The organism is Gardnerella massiliensis, from assembly GCF_003408845.1.
Taxonomy (GTDB): Bacteria; Actinomycetota; Actinomycetes; order Actinomycetales; family Bifidobacteriaceae; genus Bifidobacterium; species Bifidobacterium vaginale_H.
Genome location: NZ_LRTV01000006.1, coordinates 63,554 through 86,373, shown reverse-complemented (window position 1 = coordinate 86,373; position 22,820 = coordinate 63,554). Strand labels below are relative to the sequence as shown.

Here is a 22,820-nt window from a genome sequence, read left to right as displayed (position 1 = left end):
GATAATGCAAAACAATGGTATTGAACCTTTAATAAGCGTACGCAATCTTTATAAATCATATGGAAATCGACCGGTTTTACATAATCTTAGTTTTAGTGTGCAACAAGGAGAATCGTTAGCAATAATGGGGGCTTCTGGCTCTGGAAAATCCACTATTCTCAACATTCTCGGCATGCTTGAAACATATGATAAAGGTGAAATAAAGATTGCTGGCAAAGAACTTCCAGCTATCAATTCTGTTGCTGCTACTAAGTTACGTCGTTATCATATTAGCTACTTATTTCAATCGTTTGCATTGCTCAATGATCGAACTGTGTTTGATAATTTGTGGATTGCAATGGCATATAATAAAGAGTCAAAGTCTGTTAAACACCAAATGATTGATAAAGTTCTTGATGAACTCGGTATTGAGTATGCTAAAAATGACCGTATTGCTGTGCTTTCTGGTGGTGAACAGCAGCGAGTTGCGATTGCTCGTGCAATGCTGAAACCTGGCTCGTTGATTTTGGCAGATGAGCCGACGGGTTCACTTGATAGAGATCTTGCTGATAAAGTGTTTGCGCAATTGCAAGCGATGAATAAAGAATATAACAAGACCTTGCTTGTAGTGACGCATGATCCTTTGATTGCTCAGCGATGTGATCGTGTGTTGCATATTGAGGCGCTAGCTCGGTAGTTGCATTGCTTCTCTTCTCTTCGTTAAATTTCGGGTTATCGTGGCAGTTTTTGCTAATTTTGCAATTTTTGCCACGATAACTGTGCATGTCACGCATTTGCTTGTTCTATTGCAATACGCTCACCTAACGCTTGAACAACCTTTGCAATAGTCCGAAAGCTAGGATTTCCGTCGCATATTAAGCTTTTGTAAAGGCTTTCCCTTCCAACCTCGACTTTCGCAGAGTTCAATGAATGCGGTAAAATTCAAACCTCATCTCAATCTCTCAAGCAGGTAATCGGAACAACGAACACTCCATCTTCTCTCTGATACGCAAATGGCGCAACTCCGCATAGCACCATCAAAAACGACGGCTTATGCATTTTCTCTGTATCGATTTTATTTGCTAGTTTTAGTAAGTTTGATGCACCTTCATCAATCAACTTGTCTCCACCTAGCTTTATTTCAATCAATCCGTAATCGCCGTTTCTCAAATGAATAACAGCATCGCACTCAAGCCCAGTCTTGTCTCTATAGTGATATATGTTTCCATTTAATGCATCAGCATATATTCTTAAATCTCTTATGCACAGATTTTCAAAAATCAAACCCATAAGTGCTAAATCATGTATTAAATCTGTGGGACCAAGGCCAAGTGCTGCAGTTGCAATAGATGGATCAACGAAGTATCGCGTATCAGACGTTCTGATTGCAGTTTTCGAACGTAGATTCGGACTCCACGCTGGAGAGTCTTCAATAACAAAAATCCTTTTAAGCGCATTGATATAGCTGTAAAGAGTTTCTTTGTCAAATGTATCAACATCATTGCTTATTACATCCATACGCAAAGTCTCCAAAGAAGCTTGCGTAGCAACATTTCTTGCATATGATCTAAGTAAACGTTTTGTCCTCTCAGGCACATTCTGAAAATCATCCACTCTAGAAATATCATCATTCACAACCGCATCAACATAATCAAAAGCTTGTGTTAATGCAACTTTCTCACTGCGATTCAAAGCAATCGGCCATCCACCTCTACAGATGTAAAAAGCGATATCTTCAATACTATGATGATTTATAGCTGAAACTTCTTTCCCATGAAACAAGTCTCCTATTGACACCTCGCCGCTTGAATCCTTAGATTCAAACAAAGACATTGTACGCATACGCATACGCACTATTCTCCCTGTCCCCGTATGTGTTCCTTCACTCAAGTGAAGTGGAACAGAAGAACCAGTAAGAATAAATTGCCCGAATTCTCCTCTGCGATCAACTTCATAACGAACTGCATTCCAAATATTTGTAGCAATCTGCCACTCGTCAATCAAATGAGGAGTGGCGCCTTTCAGAAGATATGATGGTTTAATTCTAGCCATTTGTTGATATTGCTCTGTCATATCTGGACGATCCATTTCAATGAAACTGTTGGCAACATGCTTCGCAGAAGTTGTTTTTCCGCACCACTTCGTGCCTTCAATAAGAACAGCGCCTTTAGATTTTAAATGTTCAAGCAACACCTTGTCAGAAACTCTTTCATAATATTCTTTCATATCAGAATCTCCCTTAGACGCGTTCCAATCGAGTATTTGGACATATTTCAACCGAGTATTTGGCTCTATTCTAATCGAGTATTTGGCTCTATTCTAATCGAGTATTTGGACGCTTTTTGACCGAGTATTTGGACGCTTTTTAATCGAGTATTTGGACGTGGCTTTGTGCAGCAAACGCAAATAAGAAGTTAATCTGTGATGCAGAATGCTATTTCGTTGCTATGTTATAAGAGTTATCGTGGCAGAAAATGCAAAATTAGCAAAAACTGCCACGATAACTCCATAAGTACGCTTCTATTTAAGAATATTTCCAAAACGGAAATATTCTTAAATATTGATTGTTGAGAACATACAAACTGCTAATAGTAAAAGTTTTTAAAAAGTTTTCTAAAAGCACTATCGTTAAAAATAGGTACGCCTATTTGTGTAGATAAAATCTGCACGTTAGTATGTTGGTAATTTACAAAACAAGAATCACGAGGAGGTGCTTATTATGACTAATCCTTTGCGCGGTATACGAGAAGAAGATATCGTCAAGTACTTTAAAGATCACAATCTTTCAGTTGATAAGACGTATGTGCTTACTATGAAATACGACCCTTGGTGGAAAGATTTAATCAAACTATTTTTATTACCTAAATTATTCTATGTAGCGCAAAGCGTTGTTGCGCGTATTATTGCTGCCACTAATAATGAGTTTATTATTGTTAATCCGAATGTCATTTTAGGCTCGGGTAATCTAGCTAAATTAGACGATAAGTATCTTCGTCGTATTGCGTGGAATCAACTCACTAATTTTGAAGTTATAAGTAAGCCAACAACTCAAATAATTCGTTTTACTGCGAATGGCAAAACCGAAGAATGGAGTGTGCCAACGGAAAGTGCTAGCGTATGGCACTTTAATGTGTACAATCTTGATAATTTGAGAAAAACAATACAATCGCACATCTCTTGATAAGCAAATTCCGAAACAAGATACCATATATTGTATGAACACTACTTACGCAATTGTTGATAATGACACGCTTGTATTGCGATATATGCAACTTCTTCTGAAAAGTCGTTTGCCTGAAAACTTTGTTTGTGCATGGATGTGTTCTTCTGCAAAACAAGCTATTCATCGTTGCGTTACAGAAAATACTCCTGACGTACTTTTAGTAGATATGTCAATGAGAGAAATGAGTGGCGTTGATGTAATTAAAGCAATTCGCGAGCGCAATAGCAATATTGTTTTAATCGGCATTACTTCCTACATGTTAGATGAATACGTATTGCAAGTTGCTAAGTCAGGTGGTCAAGCGCTAGTACATAAAGACAATTTATCAGACGTAGTTGCAGCTATCCAATCGCGCGCAACAAGCTACGGGTGTCCAGAATTGCCACAATATATTGACTATTTTCACACTCCGCAAGAATCATTTAATATGATTTCTCAACTTCTGAAGACTTCAGTTTTGTCTCCTCAAGAATCGGAAATTATGCGCTTGTGCAAACAGGGGTATTCTACGAAAGAGATTGCAGATCAGCTTAATGTGAAAGTTTCAACAGTAAACACGCATTTACGGCGTATTTATGGAAAACTTCAAGTCCGAAGTCGAATGCAGGCACTTGCCGCGCTCGCAAAATATTCGCATGACATATAACGTGTAAGAAATTAACGTGTAAAAGTAGGTAGTTATGAAATTATTAATGCGTATGATCAATTTTTTGCCGCATGATGCCTGGCAGAAAATTGGAATTGGTGTGATCATAAGTTGTACTTTGATTCTTGAAATTTTTTCCTATAATAATCTTCATTACTACTCTAATTGGCATGCCATTACGGTTGAAATAGTATGGATTGTAATCTGCTTATGTATTGCAATATGGCCTCGTAAAGCATCTTTTATTGTGCTCATTTGGATGCCGTTGGTAATTATTGCGCCCAATATCAACTACTCATCTATGATGCTTACCATATTGATTTGTTTGGCAATTGCTGTAATTACTCAACCTTGGTACACCGTGCTTTCTTCTTGCGGAGTATCTTCATGGTTCTTTATTATCTGCGATTTTCAAAACGCTTATGTGTTAGCGTGGTGGCTTCTTATCACTCTTATTTCTAGCGCAATCGTAAAATACTATATTTCTACTATTCACCAACAACAGGAACAGTTATTTGCGCAGCGTTACAACGTTTTTCAAAAATATGCCACTATTGCAGCAATTCGCATGCACGATGAAGTAACTAATGAGCTTTCCAGCATTATGATGATGGCTCAACAATCTATTGAACCTCAAACAACTCATGAGCAAGAGCATGAAAATTCGCAAGAGATTCTTCAACGTGCTACTACAACTGTTCATAGAGCACGTAATATCATTTCTCTTCTTGACAATGCTACAACTGCAAGCACTGGCGATGTTATGCAATCGACTACATGTTATAAAGATTTTTGCACAGGATTACGCCTTTTATTTGATGGTGAGCAAAAGTCGTTTGAAAAGCTTGGTTATATTGGTTCCATTGACTTTAGTAGTGATTTAGCTGCTGAAGATTCGAGATCAGCGCATTTGCCTTTTGAAGAATGTGCTCAAATTGAATATATTTGCAGAGAACTGCTTGCGAACGTAAAAAAGCATGCTGCAAAGCCTAAAGAATACGCTATGAATGTCATGCTTAATGACCATGAATGTCATATTACGTGTATAAATAGTGCGCAACGCGGTATTCTTGCTAACTTGCAATTAGGATATGGACTGCGTTTTCATAAGATGCTTGCGGAACGAGTTGGCGGAACTTTTAAAGTTATTGAAGATGGTGATTCGTGGATTATTAATGTACACGTTCCGCTTCATGCAGAGAAATAGTCATTGTGCAAGAATAAATTATTGTGCTTTCTTGCGCTTTAATCGAGTACTTGGACCTATTCCAATCGAGTATTTGGACGCGTTTATGTGCAGCAAGTGCAAATAAGTGGTTAATCTGTGATACATAATTCTGTTTTGTTGCTATGCTATAAGCGTTATCGTGGCAAAAATTGCAAAATTAGCAAAATCTGCCACGATAACTCGGTTTTTGTGTTTTATAAGTCCTGTAACGCAATTCTTTTATCTTCTGCAGACTGCTTAGACGACTTATCGTCCTTCTTAAGAGAATGCGCATAGCGAATAAGACTTCTTGCAATAAAGAACACTAAAGCACATATAACAAGTGCGATAAGAATGTCAATTATCGGACCAAATAATGCATAGCTCATGATTCATCCTTTCTTTTTCTATATTCGTTTATGAGTGTTCGAGCTGTGTCAACATCGTATTTATCGTCAATAGCAAGACTCTTTACTAAAAGAACGAACGGGTCTTCTGGTTCATTGTCACTTATTCGAATTTTTTCAATGAGCCTGTTAAGCCTGATTCTCATCGTTGGGTAAGAGACTTGATACATTTGCGACATTTCTTTTAACGATCCAGACGATAATACAAAGTTCTTTATAAACGACATGTCTTCGTCTGTGAGATTAGCCATCCATCTTGGAATATGATCCATATCACCCCTTTCTTCAGCCTATAAACTTTAATTAAATTAAACTTTTATTAAAAATATTAAAGTTGTTGTATGAGTTTGTCAAGAATAAACATGAGAGATATGGCACAAAGCGACATTTTTATGTCGCCAAAATTGCCGTTTGCCGCCAAAATAATAAAGATATATTTACGTGGCATATGAGAACATGGAGTTATCGTGGCAGTTTTTGCTAATTTTGCAATTTTTGCCACAATAATGCGCGATTTGTGTGCTGCTAGTTTAGCGGAATAACAACGTTGACCAGCCAAGTGTCATCATCTTTTTGCGCGTTTAAAGACCCACCTAAACGTTCCACAGATTTTTTGTGGAACAATAGTCCTTTACCAAAAACAAGCCTTTCGCCAAACTTGTTCAACATTGAAATTGAATTCATACACATTATTTTGCATTCTCGCTCATCAACCGTAACATTCATAGAAAAATCAACGCTAGTATTGCAATGCTTGCGAATATTAGCAAGAAGCTCGCTGCACATGCGAATAGCACATTGAGCTTTTTCAGTACTAACAGTTGCAGATGCAGTAAAATCACCACTCCCCGAACTTTCATCATTTACTATTAAAGAGCCATAATACCCAAGCTGCTCGCAAATCTTACGCTCAGATTGCAATCGTGCGCGAATATTGCATAAGAAATCAGTCAAACTTATGCGATCATTGCTATTAGAACCATAAACGAACTGCGTGCTGGCAATATTTGAATCTAAAGAATCATCATATTTATGCTCAGCTTGCTCAAGCAGGCTGATAACAAGTCTCGCTTTGGAAAGCGCATTACGCGAATGTTCAATAATCTGCTCTAACGATTCTTTTGTATGATCACTTTTCTCGGCATACAAAGCATCAGTCGCAAGCAGCGTAATATCCGTAATCTCATTGTTCACATCGTCGTGCAATTGCAATGCAACAGACGCAATATAAGACTGGAATTCGCCGCGCACAATATCCATTTTTGCGCGATTATTTTCCTCCAACATGGTCAAATACTTTCGCAAAACGTAACCGCAAATCATGGAAATAAGAATAAAACAAGGAAAAGTAAGCGGAATGTACGCCATCTTTGCAAAGTACATAATATTCAGCGAAACTATGTACGCACAAAACAAATACTTCCACGAATCGTAAAAGCCTGCAACAAACATGCTAGCAATCAATGAAAAAAGAACGCAAGTTGCATTTATGCCTGGCACTGCTAACGTTACGCAATACAAAATCGGAGTTACGAGGGATATTTGACGCGAAAAAGCAATCAAAAGAAATATTGTGAACATCCAAACGTATTGGCACGCAGATTGTAATGGATTGTGCCACAACCCAGCTGTATTACAAGATTGCACATCCATTGACACTACAAGAATCGCCAATATTATGAATAAAGTTCGCTGAATTTTCCAGCTTTTAACCAACTCAATAACGCGCGAAAATGTGTTCATTAACATGCATTATCCGTTTCTTGCAAAAAATTCGGATGATTCTGCGGCGAATCATTAAAATATTGCATATTGCTATCTTGCTCACGATTTTGCATTGCAGCAAACGCGGATATTGCTTGCACGCGATTAGAAACATGCAATTTTTTGTAAATTCTATGAATATGCGTGTTAATAGTGTTTGGCATAAGACCAAGTTGAGCCGCAATCTGATTCGTTGTGTAACCTTTAGTAAGCAGATCCATAATTTTTAGTTCTTGAGGCGGCAAAACGCTGCGCGACCTTGATTTAGAAAGCCTAATAAAAGATTCTTGCGGTGTAGCAAAATCGTAAGCAACGTCTTTAACGCAACGGCAGCCATACACATTCTGCTTATCGCAATATTGCAAAGCTTCTGCTAGCCCTTTGAAATTGTCTTTAGCAACCATCGCTTGCCCACCAACTTGCGCAACCATCGAAGCGTAGGATTTGCACTCGTACGAAGTCATGCCAATTAAAATAATGCTGTTGTTTTGCTCACGAATTGCGCGTATTACGTCTACTCCAGACATGTCTTTCATTGACATATCAATCAAAATATAATCTGGAGTAGTTTTTGCTACTTGGCAATATTTCAAAGCTTGCACGCCTGATTTTACGCACCATTTGCACGCGTACTCGCTTGGCAAAAGCTTGCTGAGCACGTTTCGCATAACCGCTAAAACTAATGGGTCGTTATCTACTATTGCATACGTTTTTTGCATAATGGCTTTCTTGCAATCTTATGCTACTTTTCTTATATTCTACTTTATAAGCATGCGCAAAGTAGAGCAAATCGTGTAGTAATAAATGATTACAAGTAATGCATGTAAGTCAAATGTGATTATAATAAGTAACAATATGTGACTTTTGGTTGCGTTGAAAATTCATTTTTAATAATGATTGCAGCAGGATTATATGACAAAACGACTAGTAGTATTGCACTCCGCAGAAGTAGCTGCGATGGCGTTCGCCTCAGCAGCTGCTTTTATGCGTAGCTTTGACCTTTTCGCTTTGTGGCTTGTTTTAGGACTTCTTTCTGTTGCAATGTATTCTTGTGCATATTTTTTCTTGCTCAACAGCGTTATTAAAGCAAAAAATGCGTATATAGAAAATAATATATCTAAGCTTAGCGGCGCGGGCGCTAACAGCATAAGTAGTGATGTTGAGAATATAGAGAACAACAAAGATTACATAATTACTCTTGAGCAAGAACGCAAAAAAGTCGAATCACAAAATAAGCAAATACTCAACAATTACTCAAATAATTTAATAAATATTATTTCATGCTTTATTTGTGGGCTTATTCACGTTCCTTGGATTTATTATTACGGAATTGCAAATGGCGTTTTAACATTGGTGATTCTGTGGCGAGTAATAAAGCGCCCACAAGGTCACCCTATTGACGAAAGCGATTTTTAAAGATTTAAGACTTTAAGGATTTAATCTTATTGTTGATCTTCCATTGAAAGATTTAATCCTTTTGCAGCATTGCGAAAATATTCTATGTGATCGCCATAACCGTCTGCAATAATAGCATCCTCTTTTACAACAAAAGAGCCATTTTCTAGCACAATATATTTTGTAAAGAATTCTTCTAATTGCTTAGCTAATTCATCAATTTCATCTTGTGAAAGCTCTTCGCTACTATTTTCCGCAAGTTTATCTTCCTGCTTTTGAATTTGATTAATGCTATTTTCACTAGCGTTTCCTATTTTGTTTACGTTATCTTCTGGCAGCCAAGAGTTTATACCAAAATCACTGCTTACACTACCCATATTTGCGCTGTTCATGTTTGTATCTCCTTGTATTTGTAACGTATTTGCGCAACACATTTGTGCGTTGCTTTAAGTCTAATTACAAACATTTTCCGCGCAATCTTGAGTACTGAGTTTTGAGTACATCATATTGCTGCAAAAAATTGCAATATTTATACTAGAAATACAAAATACGTATGAACGAGAAGCAATGTACGCGAATTAGCTACAATGCTCACAAACAAAACAGCAAATTGGAAGGGAAACAACTCATGAGCAAGGACTATATAAAACTTATTAAAGAAACGCTTATTTGGATTCTTAAGTGGGCAATATTTACAGCAGTCGAATTCCTTATTTTGTTCGTTGCGATTATTTCTTGTAATCATGATTTTGTACAGTTCATGCACGAATACAGTAATGCTATTATTCCATTTATGGCATCACTCGGAGTCATGATGGCAACAATGATTCGCAACGAAGGAACTATTTTTGAAGTCAAAGATTAAGGTAGTTCAAGATTATTTTGCGGATTGAATTGAAGCCTCTTGGCGAGCAACGTCAAGCGCTTTGTTGAAGGCATCACTAGTCCAACTTGCTCCAGCAACAACCGAAATATGCAAATCTTTTAACGGTTTTCCAACGATTTTTCCTGGAATAGCCTCACTGAAAGCGCTCATGTGTTTTTTGGAGATTGGCGTAAACGGATGAGACGTTATTTGCACACTGCTAATATTTCCATTTGCAACGCTTAAATTCACGTCAATGCTATCTTCCGCAACCGGACCATACGTAGCTTTGATTTTGTAATCGCCATCTTTATAATTGCCAGTGTCTGTTTTAGGCGAATTTTGCTGATTTTGCTGATTTTGTGAATCCTCACTTTGCGCGGAAGCGTGCGATTGTTGAGCACCAGAATCGTAAGACTTCGAAGCATTGCCACTATCGTTTTCGCTTTGACCAGAGTTTCCAGCAAACTCATCGTTCATCGGCACAGCGCTCGGCTCGCCGCAAGCAGAAAACATAGCAGAAGACACGGCTACAATCGCAAGCGTAGCAACGGTTTTTGCAACTTTTTTAGATTTCAAATCATCACGCAAATTATTGCAGCGTGAAACATCGTGAAACATATTATCTGAAACCATAAAATCATCGCCTTTAAATCTTATTAAAACTATACGCAACTAATCATCTAAAAAATTAATCATCTAAATTCGCTAATTTAGGCGATTTAGTAGGATCATGGTCTTGTAAAGCTTCCGCAACGCTTTCATCAACGCGAGCACTCGTAAACGCAGGCTTTCCACCAATCGCCTCGTACGCTTTGCGCGCATCCTCATTATTCCAACGCTCACCAACAAGCACACCATGATTAAGCATAATTTCGCGATCCGCACACTGAGCAACCAAAGAATCGTGAGTTACAACAATAATCGTCGTTCCTTGATTGTGCAGCTGCTTAAACAAGTCGAGCACAATCTGCTCATTTTTTTCATCCAAATTACCAGTCGGCTCATCCGCAAGAAGCAACTTCGGGCAGTTGATAAGTGCACGAGCAACGCAAACACGCTGCTGCTCACCACCAGAAAGCTGGCTTGGCAAATGGTGAGCGCGATCCTTCAAGCCAACTCGATCCAAAGCATCCATCGCTTGAGCTTCGTCAACAACAGAATGATAGTATTGCGCAACCATAACGTTTTCAACAGCCGTTAAATGCGGCACAAGATAAAACTTTTGAAAAACTAAACCTATTACGTTTTTACGAACGTCTGCAAGCTGACCCGCGTTCAAATCCTCAAGTTTGCGACCTTGCAAAGACACAGAACCTTTAGACGGAGAATCCATGCAGCCAATAATGTTCATAAGCGTAGTCTTGCCAGAGCCACTCGAACCAACAATTGAAAGCCACTCACCTTCTGGCACAGTAAGCGACAAATCGTCAACCGCGCGAAGAGAGCCGTAAATCTTGGAAATATGGTCCAAAGTCAACAGCATTTTCGGCGCAGATTCCGCGTTCTCCGGCTTAGTTTCTTTATTCTCTGTCATATTAAATCCTTAACTCAAACCTTAACTCAAATCTTAAATAATCTCTAAATTTACGCTTAAAACTATTCTTCTCGAAGCACAATCGCAGGGTCAATTTTTGAAGCGCGCAAAACAGGCGGCAACGCAGCAACGCAAGACGCAATAATGCTAAACGCCACAGAAAACGCAACAAGCCACCAATTCACGCCCAAATCTCTAGCAAACACCATTGCTGCAAGCAAACGAGCAAACACATACCCTACTGCCGTACCAGCAACGCCGCCAACGAAACCGTATAATCCAGCTTCCGCAGTAAATTCCACGCCAATACTCTTGGCACTTGCACCCAAAGCTTTGCGCAAGCCAATTTCGTTTCGACGCTGCTGCACAATCGAAGAAATCGTAGTGCTAACACCAACCATCATCAGCACTAACACAACAAGCGACACAATCCAAAACAGGCTGCGAAGCATTGTAACAATACCGGTATCTGCAGCAGTAACTTTAGTAACCTGCTGAGCGCGCACACGCATAGAAGTCATATCGTTAATGCTTCTAACAACCGCATCGACGCTAGGCGCAGAAGATGAGTAAGCAATCACGTCTGCTCCGCGCTTAACACCAATAAGAGTATTCACATCCGCATTAAGAGCATAAAGCATGGAATCTTCCGCGCCGCCAGTGTCCAAAATGCCACAAACGCGGAAAGTTGTGCCGTGAGTATCCATAATATCCGTTGAAACACGGCCTTCAACAAGCTTTTGTTGAGAGGAATTTTGCGCAGACTGATTTGCAGACTGATTTGCAGACTTACTTGCAGACTTTTCTGCCGGCTTATGCGAACCGTCAGTATTATCCGAAGAACGATACGCAATCGCAATACGAGAACCTATTTTTAAGCCCATCGCCGAAGCAACATCTCGCCCAACCATAACATTTCCGCCGCTCGGCCAGGAACCATCCACATTCCAATGCTTGTTAAGCGACTTTACAGAACGAACATCAATGCCTGCTAAAACATACGGAGCTGCGTTAATACGCACGTTTTCGTAACGATACGTAGCAGAGCGCATAGCACCTTTTGCAATAACCATATCGTTAGTATGCAAAACCATTGCTCGATCAATACCGTTTTTCCACTCGCCTTCAATTGGCGTTACGATAATATTCGCTCCGTACGCGCGCATTTCGTCGCTCATCTGTTGAGGCACAACAATACAAATCGCAGCCAAACAAAACAGCGTAGCAGCACCAACAAGCGTTGCAATAACAGCCATCACAGCGCGCGACTTACGACGAAATACCGCGCTAAATAGCATTGTTATAAACATCGTATTATTCGACGTCATATAAGATTTACCTGCCATGAAGCACCTCCGCAGGACGCACACTCAAAATCGAACGAATCGACGAACCTGCAGCCGCAAGCACGGTCAACGCAAGCAGCACAAACACCAACACAAACACCATCGGACGGAACAAAATCGCGGATCCAAACACCGTAAAACCAATAATCTGTGCCATTGCAAAGCCCAAAACCATGCCAAGCAACGCTCCTGCAAACGCAATAACCGCAGTTTCCATAAGCATAAGACGAGCAACAGCACCATCTCGCGCTCCCAAAGCCTTTAGCAAGGCAAGTTCGCCGGAACGCTCCGAAATCGAAGCAGCCATAAGATTTGCTACAGCAACAGCAGCAGCAATCAAACTCAACGCAGTCATCAAAACCATCACAGCGCGCGTCTTATTCAATACGTTACCCTGCAACGCTGCAACTTGACGAACCTGCTTCGCAACAGCTCCCGGAATTACCTCCTCAATTTGGTAAGTAATCGAACTCGGGTAAGCCGTGCAATACCAAGTCTCCCATTCTTCTTGGCTTAGTGCCGCAGGATTTTTAGCAGCCTTACGCGCTAAATCATTTTCCGGAGTTGTAAGCGCTTTTACCTCAATCAAATCAGCCATATTTGGCTTATTTGCAAGGCTTTGAGCATTACTAGAATCTGCGTAAATTGCGTTATTGTCGTCGTCGCCAGAATCGTATACGCCAACCAATCGCAATGAAACCTCGCGCCCGTCGCGAAGCAAACGCAAACGCTGACCAAGTTTTAAGTGCAAACGCTCAGCTAGCTGCGAACCAACCATTGCCTCGGATTGATTATCTTTTGCCCAACGACCTGAACGAATTTTCCACCAAGAACGCAACCCTTGAACGCCAACAACAGTTGTCTCCCCTGAGGCCAGCGCAAGCTTACGATTAAACCAAGTTCCAACAATAGGCACCACTAAATTTGCGGAAGAATTTGCCTTAAGATTTGCGTGAACCGTTATTTTTGGCGCAAAATTCGTAATATTAAAAGCCCAGAAAATCATTTTAATTTTCGCAGCATCCGATTCCTTCAAAAAAGCAGTGGACTCTTGGCTTTCTGCAGCAGCTAAACTATGCAAAGTAGCGGAATTCGTTTGCTCACGAGAAGCGTACAAATCATTTACCACAGCGTTAGATTTTGGCTGAACCACAATATTTGAACCGTACGAACTAAGCTCTGCGTTAATCTTGTCTCCAACGTCATACACAACGCTAAGCATTGACACACTAACGCACGCACTTAAGCACACTACAAGCGCAATCAGCAGACGCTTTTTTATTTGCCGCACAAGAGATCGAGCAACCATACGCACCATAAACATTTGCGTTGCTCCTTACTTAAAGTGCGAACTAAGCACGTCTAAATCAGCAGTATGAATTGTGATTTTGCCATGCCCAGCCTTGTACGGGAACGGAATCGGATTGCAACCACCCTTAAAACCAATAGTTGCCAAATTAATTGCTACGTCGCACTTTCTACAAATAATCTTACCGTCTTTTTCGTAGTAGCCCGCATCGCCACAGTTTTCGCAAGCATCCAAGCCAACGCCGTACGCTCCACCATTCTTTTTAATGATTATAAAGCGCATCACAGTGCCGTCTTTTGCTTTGTATTGGAAGCGATGAAGGTGACCGTCTGAAATTTGCACAAAGTTGATAGTTGCCAAGCCATCGTGCAATTCGTACGGTTCAGGCGGTGTTAAAGTTGGCTTAATATTCATAACAGATACGCCTACAGTAAGCGTAAGTATTACCGTAACCGCAGCCAAAAGTGCTGCGAGCGCAGACTTTCGAGATTTCCGCTTAAATGCTCGCTTCGTGCGGATTTCTGCAGCATTTTCACCAACTACTGCCGTCTTAAAACCGATTACGAGAGAAGCAACTGCAGGAATCAAAAATACGCTAATTTGCGCCATAATCATTAGCGGATTATTGTTAATCAGCCAAACAAGCACACTGAAAGAAAAGTCGTCAATATAAAGCAGAATGCTTCCTTGCATAATCTGCAAAAGTGAAGTTACGTGCTGTACGAGAAGAATAATCATGCTGAGCACAATCGCAATTTTGAAGGAAATTGCGTTAGATGTGGCCCGCAATGAACGAACCATAAGACTCAGGCAAATTGCAGCAATAACGCCAAGCACGAATCCAAGCGCACGAAGCAGCATGTCGGATGTAAAAGGAGGCGTGCTTGAATCTACAAAAATCGTAAGCTGTAAAATAACGTCCGGAAGCGCATAAAATACGGTAAGTGCTAGCGCGCACGCGCCAATTGCGTTGCTTATGTGCATTGGAAGCGGGTGTTCGCGCCAGTTTTCAACAGTTTTACGAGAACGAATTACTGCCGCAATCGCCGTAATATCAAGGGGAATAGCAACGCACAACGCCGGCATATTAACAAAGTTGCGTTGGTTAATTACTACCGACGCGCGAAGAATTGCAAAAATAAGTGCCGCGACTGTGCCAAATGACAATCCGTACAGTCTCCAGCGCGCACTTAACGGCCTATCGCGCCCCTCACCAACCGTAAGCGAGACGCTTAAGCCCATGGTAAGTAGCATGAGAGGGAGCAGCCCAGGAAGCACTGCTACGAACAGTCTGAGCATAACTCCCTCCTTTGCTATCAACTATCATCTATTATTCAATAATTACTAATAACTACTAATAATTAGTATCAACTATTACTAATTATTACTACCACTGGCGAGGAGTGTACTTCCAGTCGTCGAAAGTAGCCTTGATTGGCTCAGTCCAGAAGCGTCCGTCTACGCCGGTAGCCGGATCGACGTGAAGCATCCAGCCCTTCTTTTCTGGGGATTCGATTGAAAGCACGAGCTTGTAGTTTCCAGCCTTGTCGAGCTTAACGTTTGCGCCGTAGTGTGGGCCGTCGGAAGCGTTCATCTGCATGAAAGTGCCCTTGCCAACGGATTCGCCGCTTGCTTTGTCAACAATCTCGTAGTTCACAGTCAAATCTGGAATGAACTCGCCCTTGCCGTAGCCAAGCTTAGTGCCTGCCTTATTTGCGTGAATATCCGCCTCGAGGTGGAAGCTAGCCTCGCTTGCCTTCAAACCCATGCCAGCTGGGACCATGTCCACTGGCTGGAAGTACACGGCACCGATAGTAAGAGGTCCAATGTTTTGATCCTGGTGAGGGCCAACTGGCACCTCTTCAAAACCTTTATCTCCACCCTTGTCATCAGCCTTCTGCTCGGTTGACTGTGGTTTGGCATCATTTTTTGCCGAGTTTCCATTGGAACCGCAGCCGGCGAGCGCAAGCAAGCCTGCGAGCGTCAAGGCAGCAAGTGTCATCATCTTATTATTCTTCATATCTAACCTTTTCTATTGGTTAATTATTGACTTGTTTTTTATTATTTATTTTTAGTTTTGATTTTTAATTTTGGTTGATTATTAGTCTGATTTTTAATTTTGGTTTTTAGTTTTGATTTTTAATTTTGTTTGATATCCGCACGTTTTGCGCGGCTGCGCACAATGGATACGCACAGTAGCGAAATCACAACAATTGCAGCCAAAATTTGAGCCACAATTGTTTCCACGTACGGATAGAATCCAAGCCAATCGTTAGTTGGCAAGCCTTGAATATACATACCCGCGAGCGCATCGCCCTCGATAAGAGCGTGCACGCCGCCGCCGGCAAAAATCACCACAAGCACCGACATAAGAGCGCTTGTGCCAGTAAAGAATGGGCGAATTGGTATGCGAACGGAAGCAAAGCGAATAAGTAGGAATATCACTACCAGAACTGCAGCCGCAGCAACAAAACCTCCCCAAATCATGGAGTCAGCTCCGTTTGAAACCGCAAAAATAGCTTGGTAGAAGATTACAGTTTCCGCACCTTCACGGAACACCGCAAGGAAACTGAGCAACGCAAGCGAAATTAAACTACCTTTAGACACAGCAGCTGTAGTTTGCTCGCTAATATACTTGTTCCACGCTTGTACGGAAGAACGCGAAATCATCCAGTTGCTTGTGTACAGAAGCATGAGCATTGCAAACAACGCAACCACGCCTTCTGTAATCTCTTGCTGAGGTCCGGAACCGTTGAAAAGTAAGCTGAACAGAGCTGCAACAACCAACGAAGCCACAATGCCTGCCGCAAGTCCCAAATAAATGTACTTAACCATGTTTTTGTGGCCGGATTTAATCAGGTACGCAATAATTGCTGCAACAACAAGCAGAGCTTCCAAACCTTCGCGAAGCAAAATCACAAAAGCCTGACCGAAGGAACTGGTTATAAACTGCATAAACGGGTTCGCGTTTGAAGATGCGCCTTTGTCTAATTTCGCTGAGTCTTCAATAAGCATTGCTTTAAGATCCGTCACAAACTTTTTGGCTTGTTCGATCGTTTGGCCGTTGTTCATTGCTTGACGGCACTCTTTGAACTGATATTCGACAGTTGAAACACGACTTCCGCTTATTGCGTTCATTACGTTTTTTTCGAAACCGAGCTTTTCGTAATACTGGTAGTATGCTTCGTTAATTAAATCAACTGCCGCTGCGACTTGTGACTTGTTTCCTTTCGCAGATTTGTAGGTTGCAACAGATTTGTCGAGAATAACGTTCATTTCTTGCGCTACTTGGCTCCACGTGCGACCGTTACGCCCAAGATTCTTCTTTTTTGCAGCGTCTAGTTTTTTGCGTTCTGCTTTGATTTGCGCGCGCAATTTTTGTGCGTAAACGTCAGGTTTGTCTAGTTTAGCGTTTGCGTCGAGTTGAGCTGCAGTTTGTGCAATCTCTGCTTGCAAAGTAGTCACTACGGAATCAATTTGTGAAGCTTGATTTTGTTGATATACCAACGTTTGTAGCTGCTGAAATTGGTCTTGTTGCGACTGAACTTTGTTCTGACCAAAGGTATCTCGCACAACGGTAATCATGTTTGAAGCGACGTAAACGGAATTGTATGCTGCCTGGAATCTGGTGGCAGCGCCGGAATTATTCCCGTTTTTATATTCGCTTTGACCTTGCTGGAATTCGTCGTCTATTGCTTTAGAAACGGCCGACCAGCTAGCATACGAACGATCTGCATCTGTTGCCAAAGCCGGCGTGGTTACAACAAACGAGCCCACCATGCAACTTACCAACACGCACACAGCCAGCATCAGTGCGGCCAATCCACGAATTTGGCGCACTTTTACACACGCGCGCATAACATCTCCTCGCGTTCTTTTGCGTCTTCTCACGCTTCTCGCGCTTTTGTATTCCCATGTGCTCTACCCCAATCGAGCACTCCCAACTAAAACTTGCCATTACAAAGGCCCCACAGGTACATAATATCGATATATCAACTAGATTGATATAGTCCGTCGCAAAAAACACGCAAATATTGCGAAAATGATATTGATAACGATAATTATCAATCTTTTCTGTGATTATTCAGCAAAAAAGTGCGCTGGGAAGGCAGACGTTGCGCGAACTTGGCAATCCGTGCGATTGGGCAGCATTACAGCAAACTCAGCGCGGGCAGTTTGCACGATTTTTTGCAAATTGTTTTCTTGCGATACAAACAACGCAGTTGCGAGTGCGTCGGCGTAAGCAGTTGGAAAATCGCAAGTTTTAGCAGGAACGTAAGTCCAGCTCGCAGCAAGTTTTTGCGCAGAAGTCCCATCCAAAGCGTTGATTAAGTGAGTTGCAATTAGATTAGATTCAAAAGCGTTGTCTGCAAGGCAATTTGCGTCTTTTACTGTCCAGCGCCTTCTTGCAGCAGATGAAGCACACAACGCGCCGCTTGCAATTGAGGCCACCCCAACGGCTTGCGTCGCATCAAAAGGATTCTCTAACGCAACTTTTATTTGGTAATCTTCATCGCTAAAACAAGCGCGCATATCGCCGCCTGCGTTCACCAAAAAATCGCAATCCGCAGACATCTCGCCACCCAGCTCGTCTTTAATAATCTGCGTTACGAGATCTACAAAATAGCCCTTCCCAGCTGCCCCAAAATCAAGCTGCACTGGCTGATTTGCATGAAGCGTTGTGCTGCCATCATCTCGCGAAATATCACCCCACTTAACTGGAAGAGCGCGGCGATAATTAGCCCAACTGTCACTATCATCACTCGCGCTAGCTGCCGATTCCGGAACGAATTGCACAGAATTATCGTAGCCAAGCGCAATCAAATCCGCGCCAACGCATGCATCAAAAGCTCCGCAAGTGGCAGCGTAAAACTCGTCGTAGAGCACAAAAAGCGGCTCAGCCCACGTTGGAAACTCAAAATCGCCGCCAGCCTCCGCACGAACCATGCGCGAAACTAGCGAATCCGCACGAAATCGCGAAAGCACCGATTCATACTCGTCAACAAACGCGCGAATCCGCTTCTCAACGCGCTGCGAAATCGGCACGCTGCTGGAGATAATAATCCCCGTCCCAAGCGCGCGCTCAATCGCCATTACATTCCTAAACATCGCTTGCTTCACTCAAACATTTCATTCGCTTTTTTAGAAAGCTCATACCGAAGAGGGCGTTCGCCCACCGAGTCAATCATTCCAAGCTCAATCAAACCGTTAAGCGCACTCACGATCTTTCGTTCACCAACCTGCTCACCAATCGCGTTTCCAACATATTCACTTAATTGCTTGCGAGTCATCGGAGTTGGATCATACGAAAAAAGCTTATTTTGCAACAAAATAGACAGAACTTCACGCTGCACTTTAGAAATTTCTTCCTCAGGGAAAAGCTCACGCAACTTACCCATACAGTAAATAATGTGCTTTAATTGCACACTAATATTCTCAAACACTTCGATCTGCGCTTTTTCAACATACTCCAACATTGTGCAGCAAAACATAGTTAAATCATTGCAATTAAACAGTTCTTGCGATTTGGAAAAAGCAGCATAGTATCCAGATTTTTCTGCATAAATTACCGAGCTTAAGCTCAAAATTGTTGGCATCGAAAGCTGCTCATGCAATTGCAAAGCAAGCAAAAACCGCCCAGTTCTACCGTTTCCATCGTAAAACGGGTGCACGCTCTCAAAAGCATAGTGACACATGCACGCCTTAATAAGCGTTGGAACTTCGTTACTATTCATCAAACTCAACATCTGCGTTAAATGATCTTGAATTTCCGCTTCCGTTGCATCGCCATCGTGCACTACATTATTTGCACCATCACAAATACTTACTTTTTTCTTCCTAAAAATCTCACCATCTGGAATATCGCCTGATTCTAATTCACCTTGCATAATATTGTCGTAGATTTTTCGTATATCTTGCAAGGTTTGTGGAATCGAAGTGTCACATTCATTTGAATCTGCAAGCTCAAGAAAAAGCTTAGTAAATTCACTAAAACGCGTATGCTTATTCTGCTCGCTAGCAGCATCAAGCGCTTTGGAAAGCTCTTTTCTAGTGCTATGTACACCCTCAATAATGTTGGTATTTTGCACTTCTTTTGCAATAAGTTGCATTAAATACTCGCGCTGAGCAAACCGCGGCAAATCGTCCCACGCCTTTTCAACCGCCTTTTCAGTATTCGCAATATCATTCATGTGCGTCACAAGATCCGTTACGCACATTGCAAAAATCTCATGACCATCAAATACGATTCCAGAACGATACGTTGCAGGATTATCAATGCGCAAACGATACTCTTCTTCCGCAATATCGCAAGGTTTTGCATTACTTTTAGACATTGCAACTATTTTGCGTATTGTTTTGTAATCCATAATGCAGCTCCGTTTACATTATTGCGTTTACATTATTGCGTTTACCCTATTGCGTTTACGTTATTTAATATTTTGCAATATTAAGTTTGCAATATTTTTGCTTTCAACATTTTGCTTATATGTAAATAGCGTATTTATTGCAAAATGATTGCATAGCTAACGTAAAAATCTATTCTATACCGACATTTTTGCAAAATGAAGGCATAGCGCACAAAAAATACTCATCTATACTGACATTTTCGCAAAATGAAGGCATAGCACGCAAAAAATACTCATCTATACCGACATTTTTGCAAAAACGCACTATAGAAGCATCGGTAGCGTCGGCGACATCAACATAACGCCACTTGTTTCGGCGTAGCATGGTTTACACGCTTTAATGCCGAGCAAAATCAATTTCGCAAAGTCAAGCAAATCCCACTTCGCAAATTTGAAAATTTTTTAATTTTGCGAAGTGAGACAATATTCACACAAGCCTAGGAACCCAATAAACAGAACGCGCAGCCAATACAAAAAGGGCCTTCGAGTGTGAATGCAAGCAAGCAAACAAGCGAACGCAAACGAAGACCCTTAATCTTTTCACTTATAGCAACTACACTATGTCAGCCAACCTAGCGAGCTACAACACCAACAGGCACAGCTGGAACAGAAGAATCAGCATCAGCAACATCAGCAGTAGCTAAACCATCAAGATCCAAATCACCAAGACCATCCAACAAATCAGCAAAATCGAAATCAGACAGATCGAAATCACCAATGTTGAAATCATCTACACCACTAGGAATACCAGCGTCACCAGAGTTATCAGCACTATCAGTGCCGACGAAATCCCCGACGTTCATGTTGCCAAAATCAGACAAATCACCCAACGCATCAACATCAAAATCAGTCATATCTAGCATCTCGCTAAAATCAATATTGTCGTCAAGCGCAGGAGTAAGCGAGTCAAGCGCCAAAGTTGAAGAATCTGAAACCGTGTTCGACACGAAATCGTCAGAACCATCAGAATCCCCAAAATCATCAGAATCAAAAGAATCCCAATCAGGATCGCCAGAACCCTCAGAACCCCAATACTCACCAGACTCCGGAGCAGGCTGCGAGCCAGTCTTGCTAATCGAAGAGTTTAACTTTGGGCTAGAATGCTTATCTAATCTTGAAACAGTAGATGTAGAAGAAGAATCTACATCTGACGTTGGAATGCCATAATTAGCTGGGCACACATCAGAAGGCACTACTGAAATATTAACCCCTGCAATCGCTTTTTTAACAGTTTCTATACTTTCCTTGCTAACCCTATTATCTACATAGAGGCTTCTAAGACTACTTGCAGACTTAAGAGAAGATATATCGGTTATTGGATTACAGCTAATACTCAAGTAATTCAACTTTGTTAATCCGCTAAGAGGCTGAACATTGCTTACCTTAGAGCCATAAAGTGAAAACGACTCAAGCGCAGTAGCCGTAGAAAGAGCAGATATATCATACAAATTAGGAGATGCAATACTCAAAATCTTAAGTTTATCATGATCCTTCAACGCAGAGATATCAGACAGCGCTCCATGTATATCTAAATCCATAAGATCCGTTGCGGTTTTAAGTGCGTCTATATTAGTAACGTTTATGTTATTCAACTGCAACGAGGTAAGCTCATTGTGATTCTTTAATTCAGAAAGATCACTTGTAAAGCCATTACCATAAACAGTCACCATAGAAAGTCTTGTAAGCTTTTCAAGAGGCTTAAGGCTTTTTATATGCGCGACGTAACTATTAGCCTTAAGATTTACAAGGTTTGTTATATCCGAAATAGGCGTTAAATCAGTTACCTTAGTATCCTCCATATATAATTCATAAAGTTTTTTGAAATTCTTGACAACATCTATATCACTAACGCCAGTTTCAGAAAAACTTAAAAATTGCAATTCTTTCATACTGTTAAGAGCAGAAATATCGGAAACTTTAGTACTATGAAGATCAAGCCAAGTCATCTTATTCAACTTTTCGAGAGGCTTAACATCGGAAACACTTGTTCCGTTGAACTCTAATCGATTAATATTTGTCAAATCTTTAACAAAATTAATATTTTTTAATTGAATATTTTCAGATACATTTAAATTCTCAAGATTCTTTAGATTCTGAATAACAGAAAAATCAGAAACCTTTTCACACCCAGAAATAGCTAAATTCGTTAACTTTGTCAAATTTTTTAGAGGTTTTAAATTCTCTACATTTGTAAAAGACAACCTGAGATATTTAAGATTCGGGAAATACCTAAGATCAGAAATGTCTACAACTTTAGGAGATGCATTTGCACTCATATAGGTTATATGCCCATCCTTGTCTTTTGAATAACCATATACATCGGCACTAAGATTCAAAAACTCTACTCTTTTAGCCTGACCATAAGTAATATCTTTCAAATTATCTGGGAAAACTTTTTGTCCATTCTCGTCGGTGATTGCTTTAACTTCGTCAAGTACTTTTTCTTTAAAATAATCACTTGCAAAATTAATAACATCATTATCACTATGACCAGTTTGGCCAGAAGTGTTGTCGTTAGTGCTTGCAAAGGCAACTGGAGCAAGCGACGCAAAAGCAAAACCACTAAGCAAAGTAGCAGCAGCAACAAAAGCACCTATTGCTTTTTTCTTTAGCATAATTATCCTTTCTTCTTCTCTTACACGCTGCAGTGCGCGAAGACAGTACACGGCAATACCAGAGCTGGCAAGAAACATCAACAATTCCAAACCAGTAGAGGAACAACAGCCATCGGCAAT

General features: G+C 41.0%; 22 protein-coding genes and 1 pseudogene. 6 read left to right on the top strand and 17 right to left on the bottom strand.

Annotated features, from left to right (window positions below; genetic code table 11):
• Window positions 1-4: 4 nt before the first annotated feature.
• Entirely contained in the window at window positions 5-676 is a 672-nt protein-coding gene (locus tag AXE77_RS03610; RefSeq protein ID WP_116712188.1) for an ABC transporter ATP-binding protein, read from the top strand.
• 89 nt (window positions 677-765) lie between these two features.
• Here the strand turns inward: AXE77_RS03610 and AXE77_RS06850 are convergent.
• Both AXE77_RS06850 and AXE77_RS03600 read right to left on the bottom strand, forming a co-directional pair.
• Window positions 766-894: pseudogene (locus tag AXE77_RS06850) on the bottom strand (helix-turn-helix domain-containing transcriptional regulator); the annotation flags it as partial.
• Between the two features lie 39 nt (window positions 895-933).
• Window positions 934-2,205, bottom strand: coding sequence for an ATP-binding protein (locus AXE77_RS03600; protein WP_116712187.1), 1,272 nt, complete (start codon window positions 2,203-2,205; stop codon window positions 934-936).
• 493 nt (window positions 2,206-2,698) lie between these two features.
• On the opposite strand from AXE77_RS03600, the gene AXE77_RS03595 reads away from it, so the two are divergent.
• From AXE77_RS03595 to AXE77_RS03585, 3 genes are read left to right on the top strand one after another with little or no spacing between them, the layout of a single operon-like run.
• On the top strand, window positions 2,699-3,160 hold the full coding sequence (locus tag AXE77_RS03595; protein ID WP_116712186.1) for a hypothetical protein: 462 nt from the start codon (window positions 2,699-2,701) through the stop codon (window positions 3,158-3,160).
• Window positions 3,161-3,194: 34 nt separating this feature from the next.
• Window positions 3,195-3,848: a response regulator transcription factor gene (locus AXE77_RS03590; protein WP_116712185.1), complete on the top strand. Its 654-nt coding sequence runs from the start codon at window positions 3,195-3,197 to the stop codon at window positions 3,846-3,848.
• A gap of 34 nt (window positions 3,849-3,882) precedes the next feature.
• On the top strand, window positions 3,883-5,055 hold the full coding sequence (locus AXE77_RS03585) for a sensor histidine kinase (protein WP_116712184.1): 1,173 nt from the start codon (window positions 3,883-3,885) through the stop codon (window positions 5,053-5,055).
• 215 nt (window positions 5,056-5,270) lie between these two features.
• Here AXE77_RS03585 and AXE77_RS03580 read toward each other — a convergent pair whose 3' ends face one another.
• The 4 genes from AXE77_RS03580 to AXE77_RS03565 all read right to left on the bottom strand — a co-directional run bounded on the left by AXE77_RS03580 (window position 5,271) and on the right by AXE77_RS03565 (window position 7,945).
• Window positions 5,271-5,444 carry a hypothetical protein gene (locus AXE77_RS03580; protein ID WP_004129684.1) on the bottom strand — a complete coding sequence of 58 codons (174 nt, stop codon included), beginning with the start codon at window positions 5,442-5,444 and terminating at the stop codon, window positions 5,271-5,273.
• The gene (locus AXE77_RS03575) at window positions 5,441-5,734 is read right to left on the bottom strand and encodes a DUF2089 family protein (RefSeq protein WP_004134118.1); all 294 of its coding nucleotides are present in this window, start codon (window positions 5,732-5,734) and stop codon (window positions 5,441-5,443) included. The genes AXE77_RS03580 and AXE77_RS03575 overlap by 4 nt, the downstream gene beginning before the upstream one ends.
• A 253-nt stretch (window positions 5,735-5,987) precedes the next feature.
• The gene (locus AXE77_RS03570; RefSeq protein ID WP_116712183.1) at window positions 5,988-7,211 is read right to left on the bottom strand and encodes a sensor histidine kinase; all 1,224 of its coding nucleotides are present in this window, start codon (window positions 7,209-7,211) and stop codon (window positions 5,988-5,990) included.
• Window positions 7,205-7,945: a response regulator transcription factor gene (locus tag AXE77_RS03565; RefSeq protein ID WP_116712182.1), complete on the bottom strand. Its 741-nt coding sequence runs from the start codon at window positions 7,943-7,945 to the stop codon at window positions 7,205-7,207. The genes AXE77_RS03570 and AXE77_RS03565 overlap by 7 nt, the downstream gene beginning before the upstream one ends.
• 193 nt (window positions 7,946-8,138) lie before the next feature.
• Here AXE77_RS03565 and AXE77_RS03555 point away from each other — a divergent pair, with 193 nt between their 5' ends.
• A complete protein-coding gene (locus AXE77_RS03555; RefSeq protein WP_116712181.1) occupies window positions 8,139-8,642 on the top strand; it encodes a hypothetical protein in 504 nt (167 codons plus the stop codon).
• A 26-nt stretch (window positions 8,643-8,668) separates the two neighbouring features.
• Here the strand turns inward: AXE77_RS03555 and AXE77_RS03550 are convergent, their stop codons facing one another.
• Complete coding sequence (locus AXE77_RS03550; protein ID WP_019260650.1) at window positions 8,669-9,013, bottom strand: hypothetical protein; 345 nt, start codon at window positions 9,011-9,013, stop codon at window positions 8,669-8,671.
• 236 nt (window positions 9,014-9,249) lie between these two features.
• Here AXE77_RS03550 and AXE77_RS03545 point away from each other — a divergent pair, with 236 nt between their 5' ends.
• Window positions 9,250-9,486 (top strand): hypothetical protein, encoded by a 237-nt coding sequence (locus AXE77_RS03545; RefSeq protein WP_165846051.1) that lies wholly within the window; start codon window positions 9,250-9,252, stop codon window positions 9,484-9,486.
• A gap of 12 nt (window positions 9,487-9,498) precedes the next feature.
• Here AXE77_RS03545 and AXE77_RS03540 read toward each other — a convergent pair whose 3' ends face one another.
• The 10 genes from AXE77_RS03540 to AXE77_RS06845 form a co-directional block, all read right to left on the bottom strand.
• A complete protein-coding gene (locus AXE77_RS03540) occupies window positions 9,499-10,122 on the bottom strand; it encodes an FMN-binding protein (RefSeq protein WP_116712180.1) in 624 nt (207 codons plus the stop codon).
• Window positions 10,123-10,177: 55 nt separating this feature from the next.
• Window positions 10,178-11,023, bottom strand: a complete 846-nt coding sequence (locus AXE77_RS03535; protein ID WP_116712179.1) for an ABC transporter ATP-binding protein — start codon at window positions 11,021-11,023, stop codon at window positions 10,178-10,180.
• Between the two features lie 62 nt (window positions 11,024-11,085).
• A complete protein-coding gene (locus tag AXE77_RS03530) occupies window positions 11,086-12,369 on the bottom strand; it encodes an ABC transporter permease (RefSeq protein ID WP_116712178.1) in 1,284 nt (427 codons plus the stop codon).
• Window positions 12,359-13,693 carry an ABC transporter permease gene (locus AXE77_RS03525; protein ID WP_116712177.1) on the bottom strand — a complete coding sequence of 445 codons (1,335 nt, stop codon included), beginning with the start codon at window positions 13,691-13,693 and terminating at the stop codon, window positions 12,359-12,361. Before AXE77_RS03525 ends, AXE77_RS03530 begins: the two co-directional genes overlap by 11 nt.
• A 12-nt stretch (window positions 13,694-13,705) precedes the next feature.
• Window positions 13,706-14,977: a DUF2318 domain-containing protein gene (locus AXE77_RS03520; RefSeq protein ID WP_116712176.1), complete on the bottom strand. Its 1,272-nt coding sequence runs from the start codon at window positions 14,975-14,977 to the stop codon at window positions 13,706-13,708.
• 88 nt (window positions 14,978-15,065) lie between these two features.
• Window positions 15,066-15,698 carry an iron transporter gene (locus AXE77_RS03515; RefSeq protein WP_116712175.1) on the bottom strand — a complete coding sequence of 211 codons (633 nt, stop codon included), beginning with the start codon at window positions 15,696-15,698 and terminating at the stop codon, window positions 15,066-15,068.
• A gap of 119 nt (window positions 15,699-15,817) precedes the next feature.
• A complete protein-coding gene (locus tag AXE77_RS03510; RefSeq protein ID WP_116712174.1) occupies window positions 15,818-17,536 on the bottom strand; it encodes an FTR1 family iron permease in 1,719 nt (572 codons plus the stop codon).
• 222 nt (window positions 17,537-17,758) lie between these two features.
• Window positions 17,759-18,787 carry an FAD:protein FMN transferase gene (locus tag AXE77_RS03505; protein WP_165846061.1) on the bottom strand — a complete coding sequence of 343 codons (1,029 nt, stop codon included), beginning with the start codon at window positions 18,785-18,787 and terminating at the stop codon, window positions 17,759-17,761.
• An 8-nt stretch (window positions 18,788-18,795) separates the two neighbouring features.
• Window positions 18,796-20,046 (bottom strand): Fic family protein, encoded by a 1,251-nt coding sequence (locus AXE77_RS03500; RefSeq protein ID WP_116712172.1) that lies wholly within the window; start codon window positions 20,044-20,046, stop codon window positions 18,796-18,798.
• Window positions 20,047-20,657: 611 nt separating this feature from the next.
• On the bottom strand, window positions 20,658-22,820 hold a 2,163-nt coding region (locus tag AXE77_RS06845), incomplete at its 5' end, for a leucine-rich repeat domain-containing protein (protein ID WP_276308803.1).

Coding starts and splice junctions, on each gene's coding strand:
- AXE77_RS03520 (WP_116712176.1), bottom strand. CDS start 14,977: ATGCTCAGACTGTTCGTAGCAGTGCTTCCTGGGCTGCTCCCTCTCATG.
- AXE77_RS03555 (WP_116712181.1), top strand. CDS start 8,139: ATGACAAAACGACTAGTAGTATTGCACTCCGCAGAAGTAGCTGCGATG.
- AXE77_RS03545 (WP_165846051.1), top strand. CDS start 9,250: ATGAGCAAGGACTATATAAAACTTATTAAAGAAACGCTTATTTGGATT.
- AXE77_RS03500 (WP_116712172.1), bottom strand. CDS start 20,046: ATGGATTACAAAACAATACGCAAAATAGTTGCAATGTCTAAAAGTAAT.
- AXE77_RS03515 (WP_116712175.1), bottom strand. CDS start 15,698: ATGAAGAATAATAAGATGATGACACTTGCTGCCTTGACGCTCGCAGGC.
- AXE77_RS03530 (WP_116712178.1), bottom strand. CDS start 12,369: ATGGCAGGTAAATCTTATATGACGTCGAATAATACGATGTTTATAACA.
- AXE77_RS03505 (WP_165846061.1), bottom strand. CDS start 18,787: ATGTTTAGGAATGTAATGGCGATTGAGCGCGCGCTTGGGACGGGGATT.
- AXE77_RS03565 (WP_116712182.1), bottom strand. CDS start 7,945: ATGCAAAAAACGTATGCAATAGTAGATAACGACCCATTAGTTTTAGCG.
- AXE77_RS03580 (WP_004129684.1), bottom strand. CDS start 5,444: ATGAGCTATGCATTATTTGGTCCGATAATTGACATTCTTATCGCACTT.
- AXE77_RS03575 (WP_004134118.1), bottom strand. CDS start 5,734: ATGGATCATATTCCAAGATGGATGGCTAATCTCACAGACGAAGACATG.
- AXE77_RS03595 (WP_116712186.1), top strand. CDS start 2,699: ATGACTAATCCTTTGCGCGGTATACGAGAAGAAGATATCGTCAAGTAC.
- AXE77_RS03585 (WP_116712184.1), top strand. CDS start 3,883: ATGAAATTATTAATGCGTATGATCAATTTTTTGCCGCATGATGCCTGG.
- AXE77_RS03535 (WP_116712179.1), bottom strand. CDS start 11,023: ATGACAGAGAATAAAGAAACTAAGCCGGAGAACGCGGAATCTGCGCCG.
- AXE77_RS03510 (WP_116712174.1), bottom strand. CDS start 17,536: ATGCGCGCGTGTGTAAAAGTGCGCCAAATTCGTGGATTGGCCGCACTG.
- AXE77_RS03550 (WP_019260650.1), bottom strand. CDS start 9,013: ATGAACAGCGCAAATATGGGTAGTGTAAGCAGTGATTTTGGTATAAAC.
- AXE77_RS03610 (WP_116712188.1), top strand. CDS start 5: ATGCAAAACAATGGTATTGAACCTTTAATAAGCGTACGCAATCTTTAT.
- AXE77_RS03570 (WP_116712183.1), bottom strand. CDS start 7,211: ATGTTAATGAACACATTTTCGCGCGTTATTGAGTTGGTTAAAAGCTGG.
- AXE77_RS03590 (WP_116712185.1), top strand. CDS start 3,195: ATGAACACTACTTACGCAATTGTTGATAATGACACGCTTGTATTGCGA.
- AXE77_RS03540 (WP_116712180.1), bottom strand. CDS start 10,122: ATGGTTTCAGATAATATGTTTCACGATGTTTCACGCTGCAATAATTTG.
- AXE77_RS03600 (WP_116712187.1), bottom strand. CDS start 2,205: ATGAAAGAATATTATGAAAGAGTTTCTGACAAGGTGTTGCTTGAACAT.
- AXE77_RS03525 (WP_116712177.1), bottom strand. CDS start 13,693: ATGTTTATGGTGCGTATGGTTGCTCGATCTCTTGTGCGGCAAATAAAA.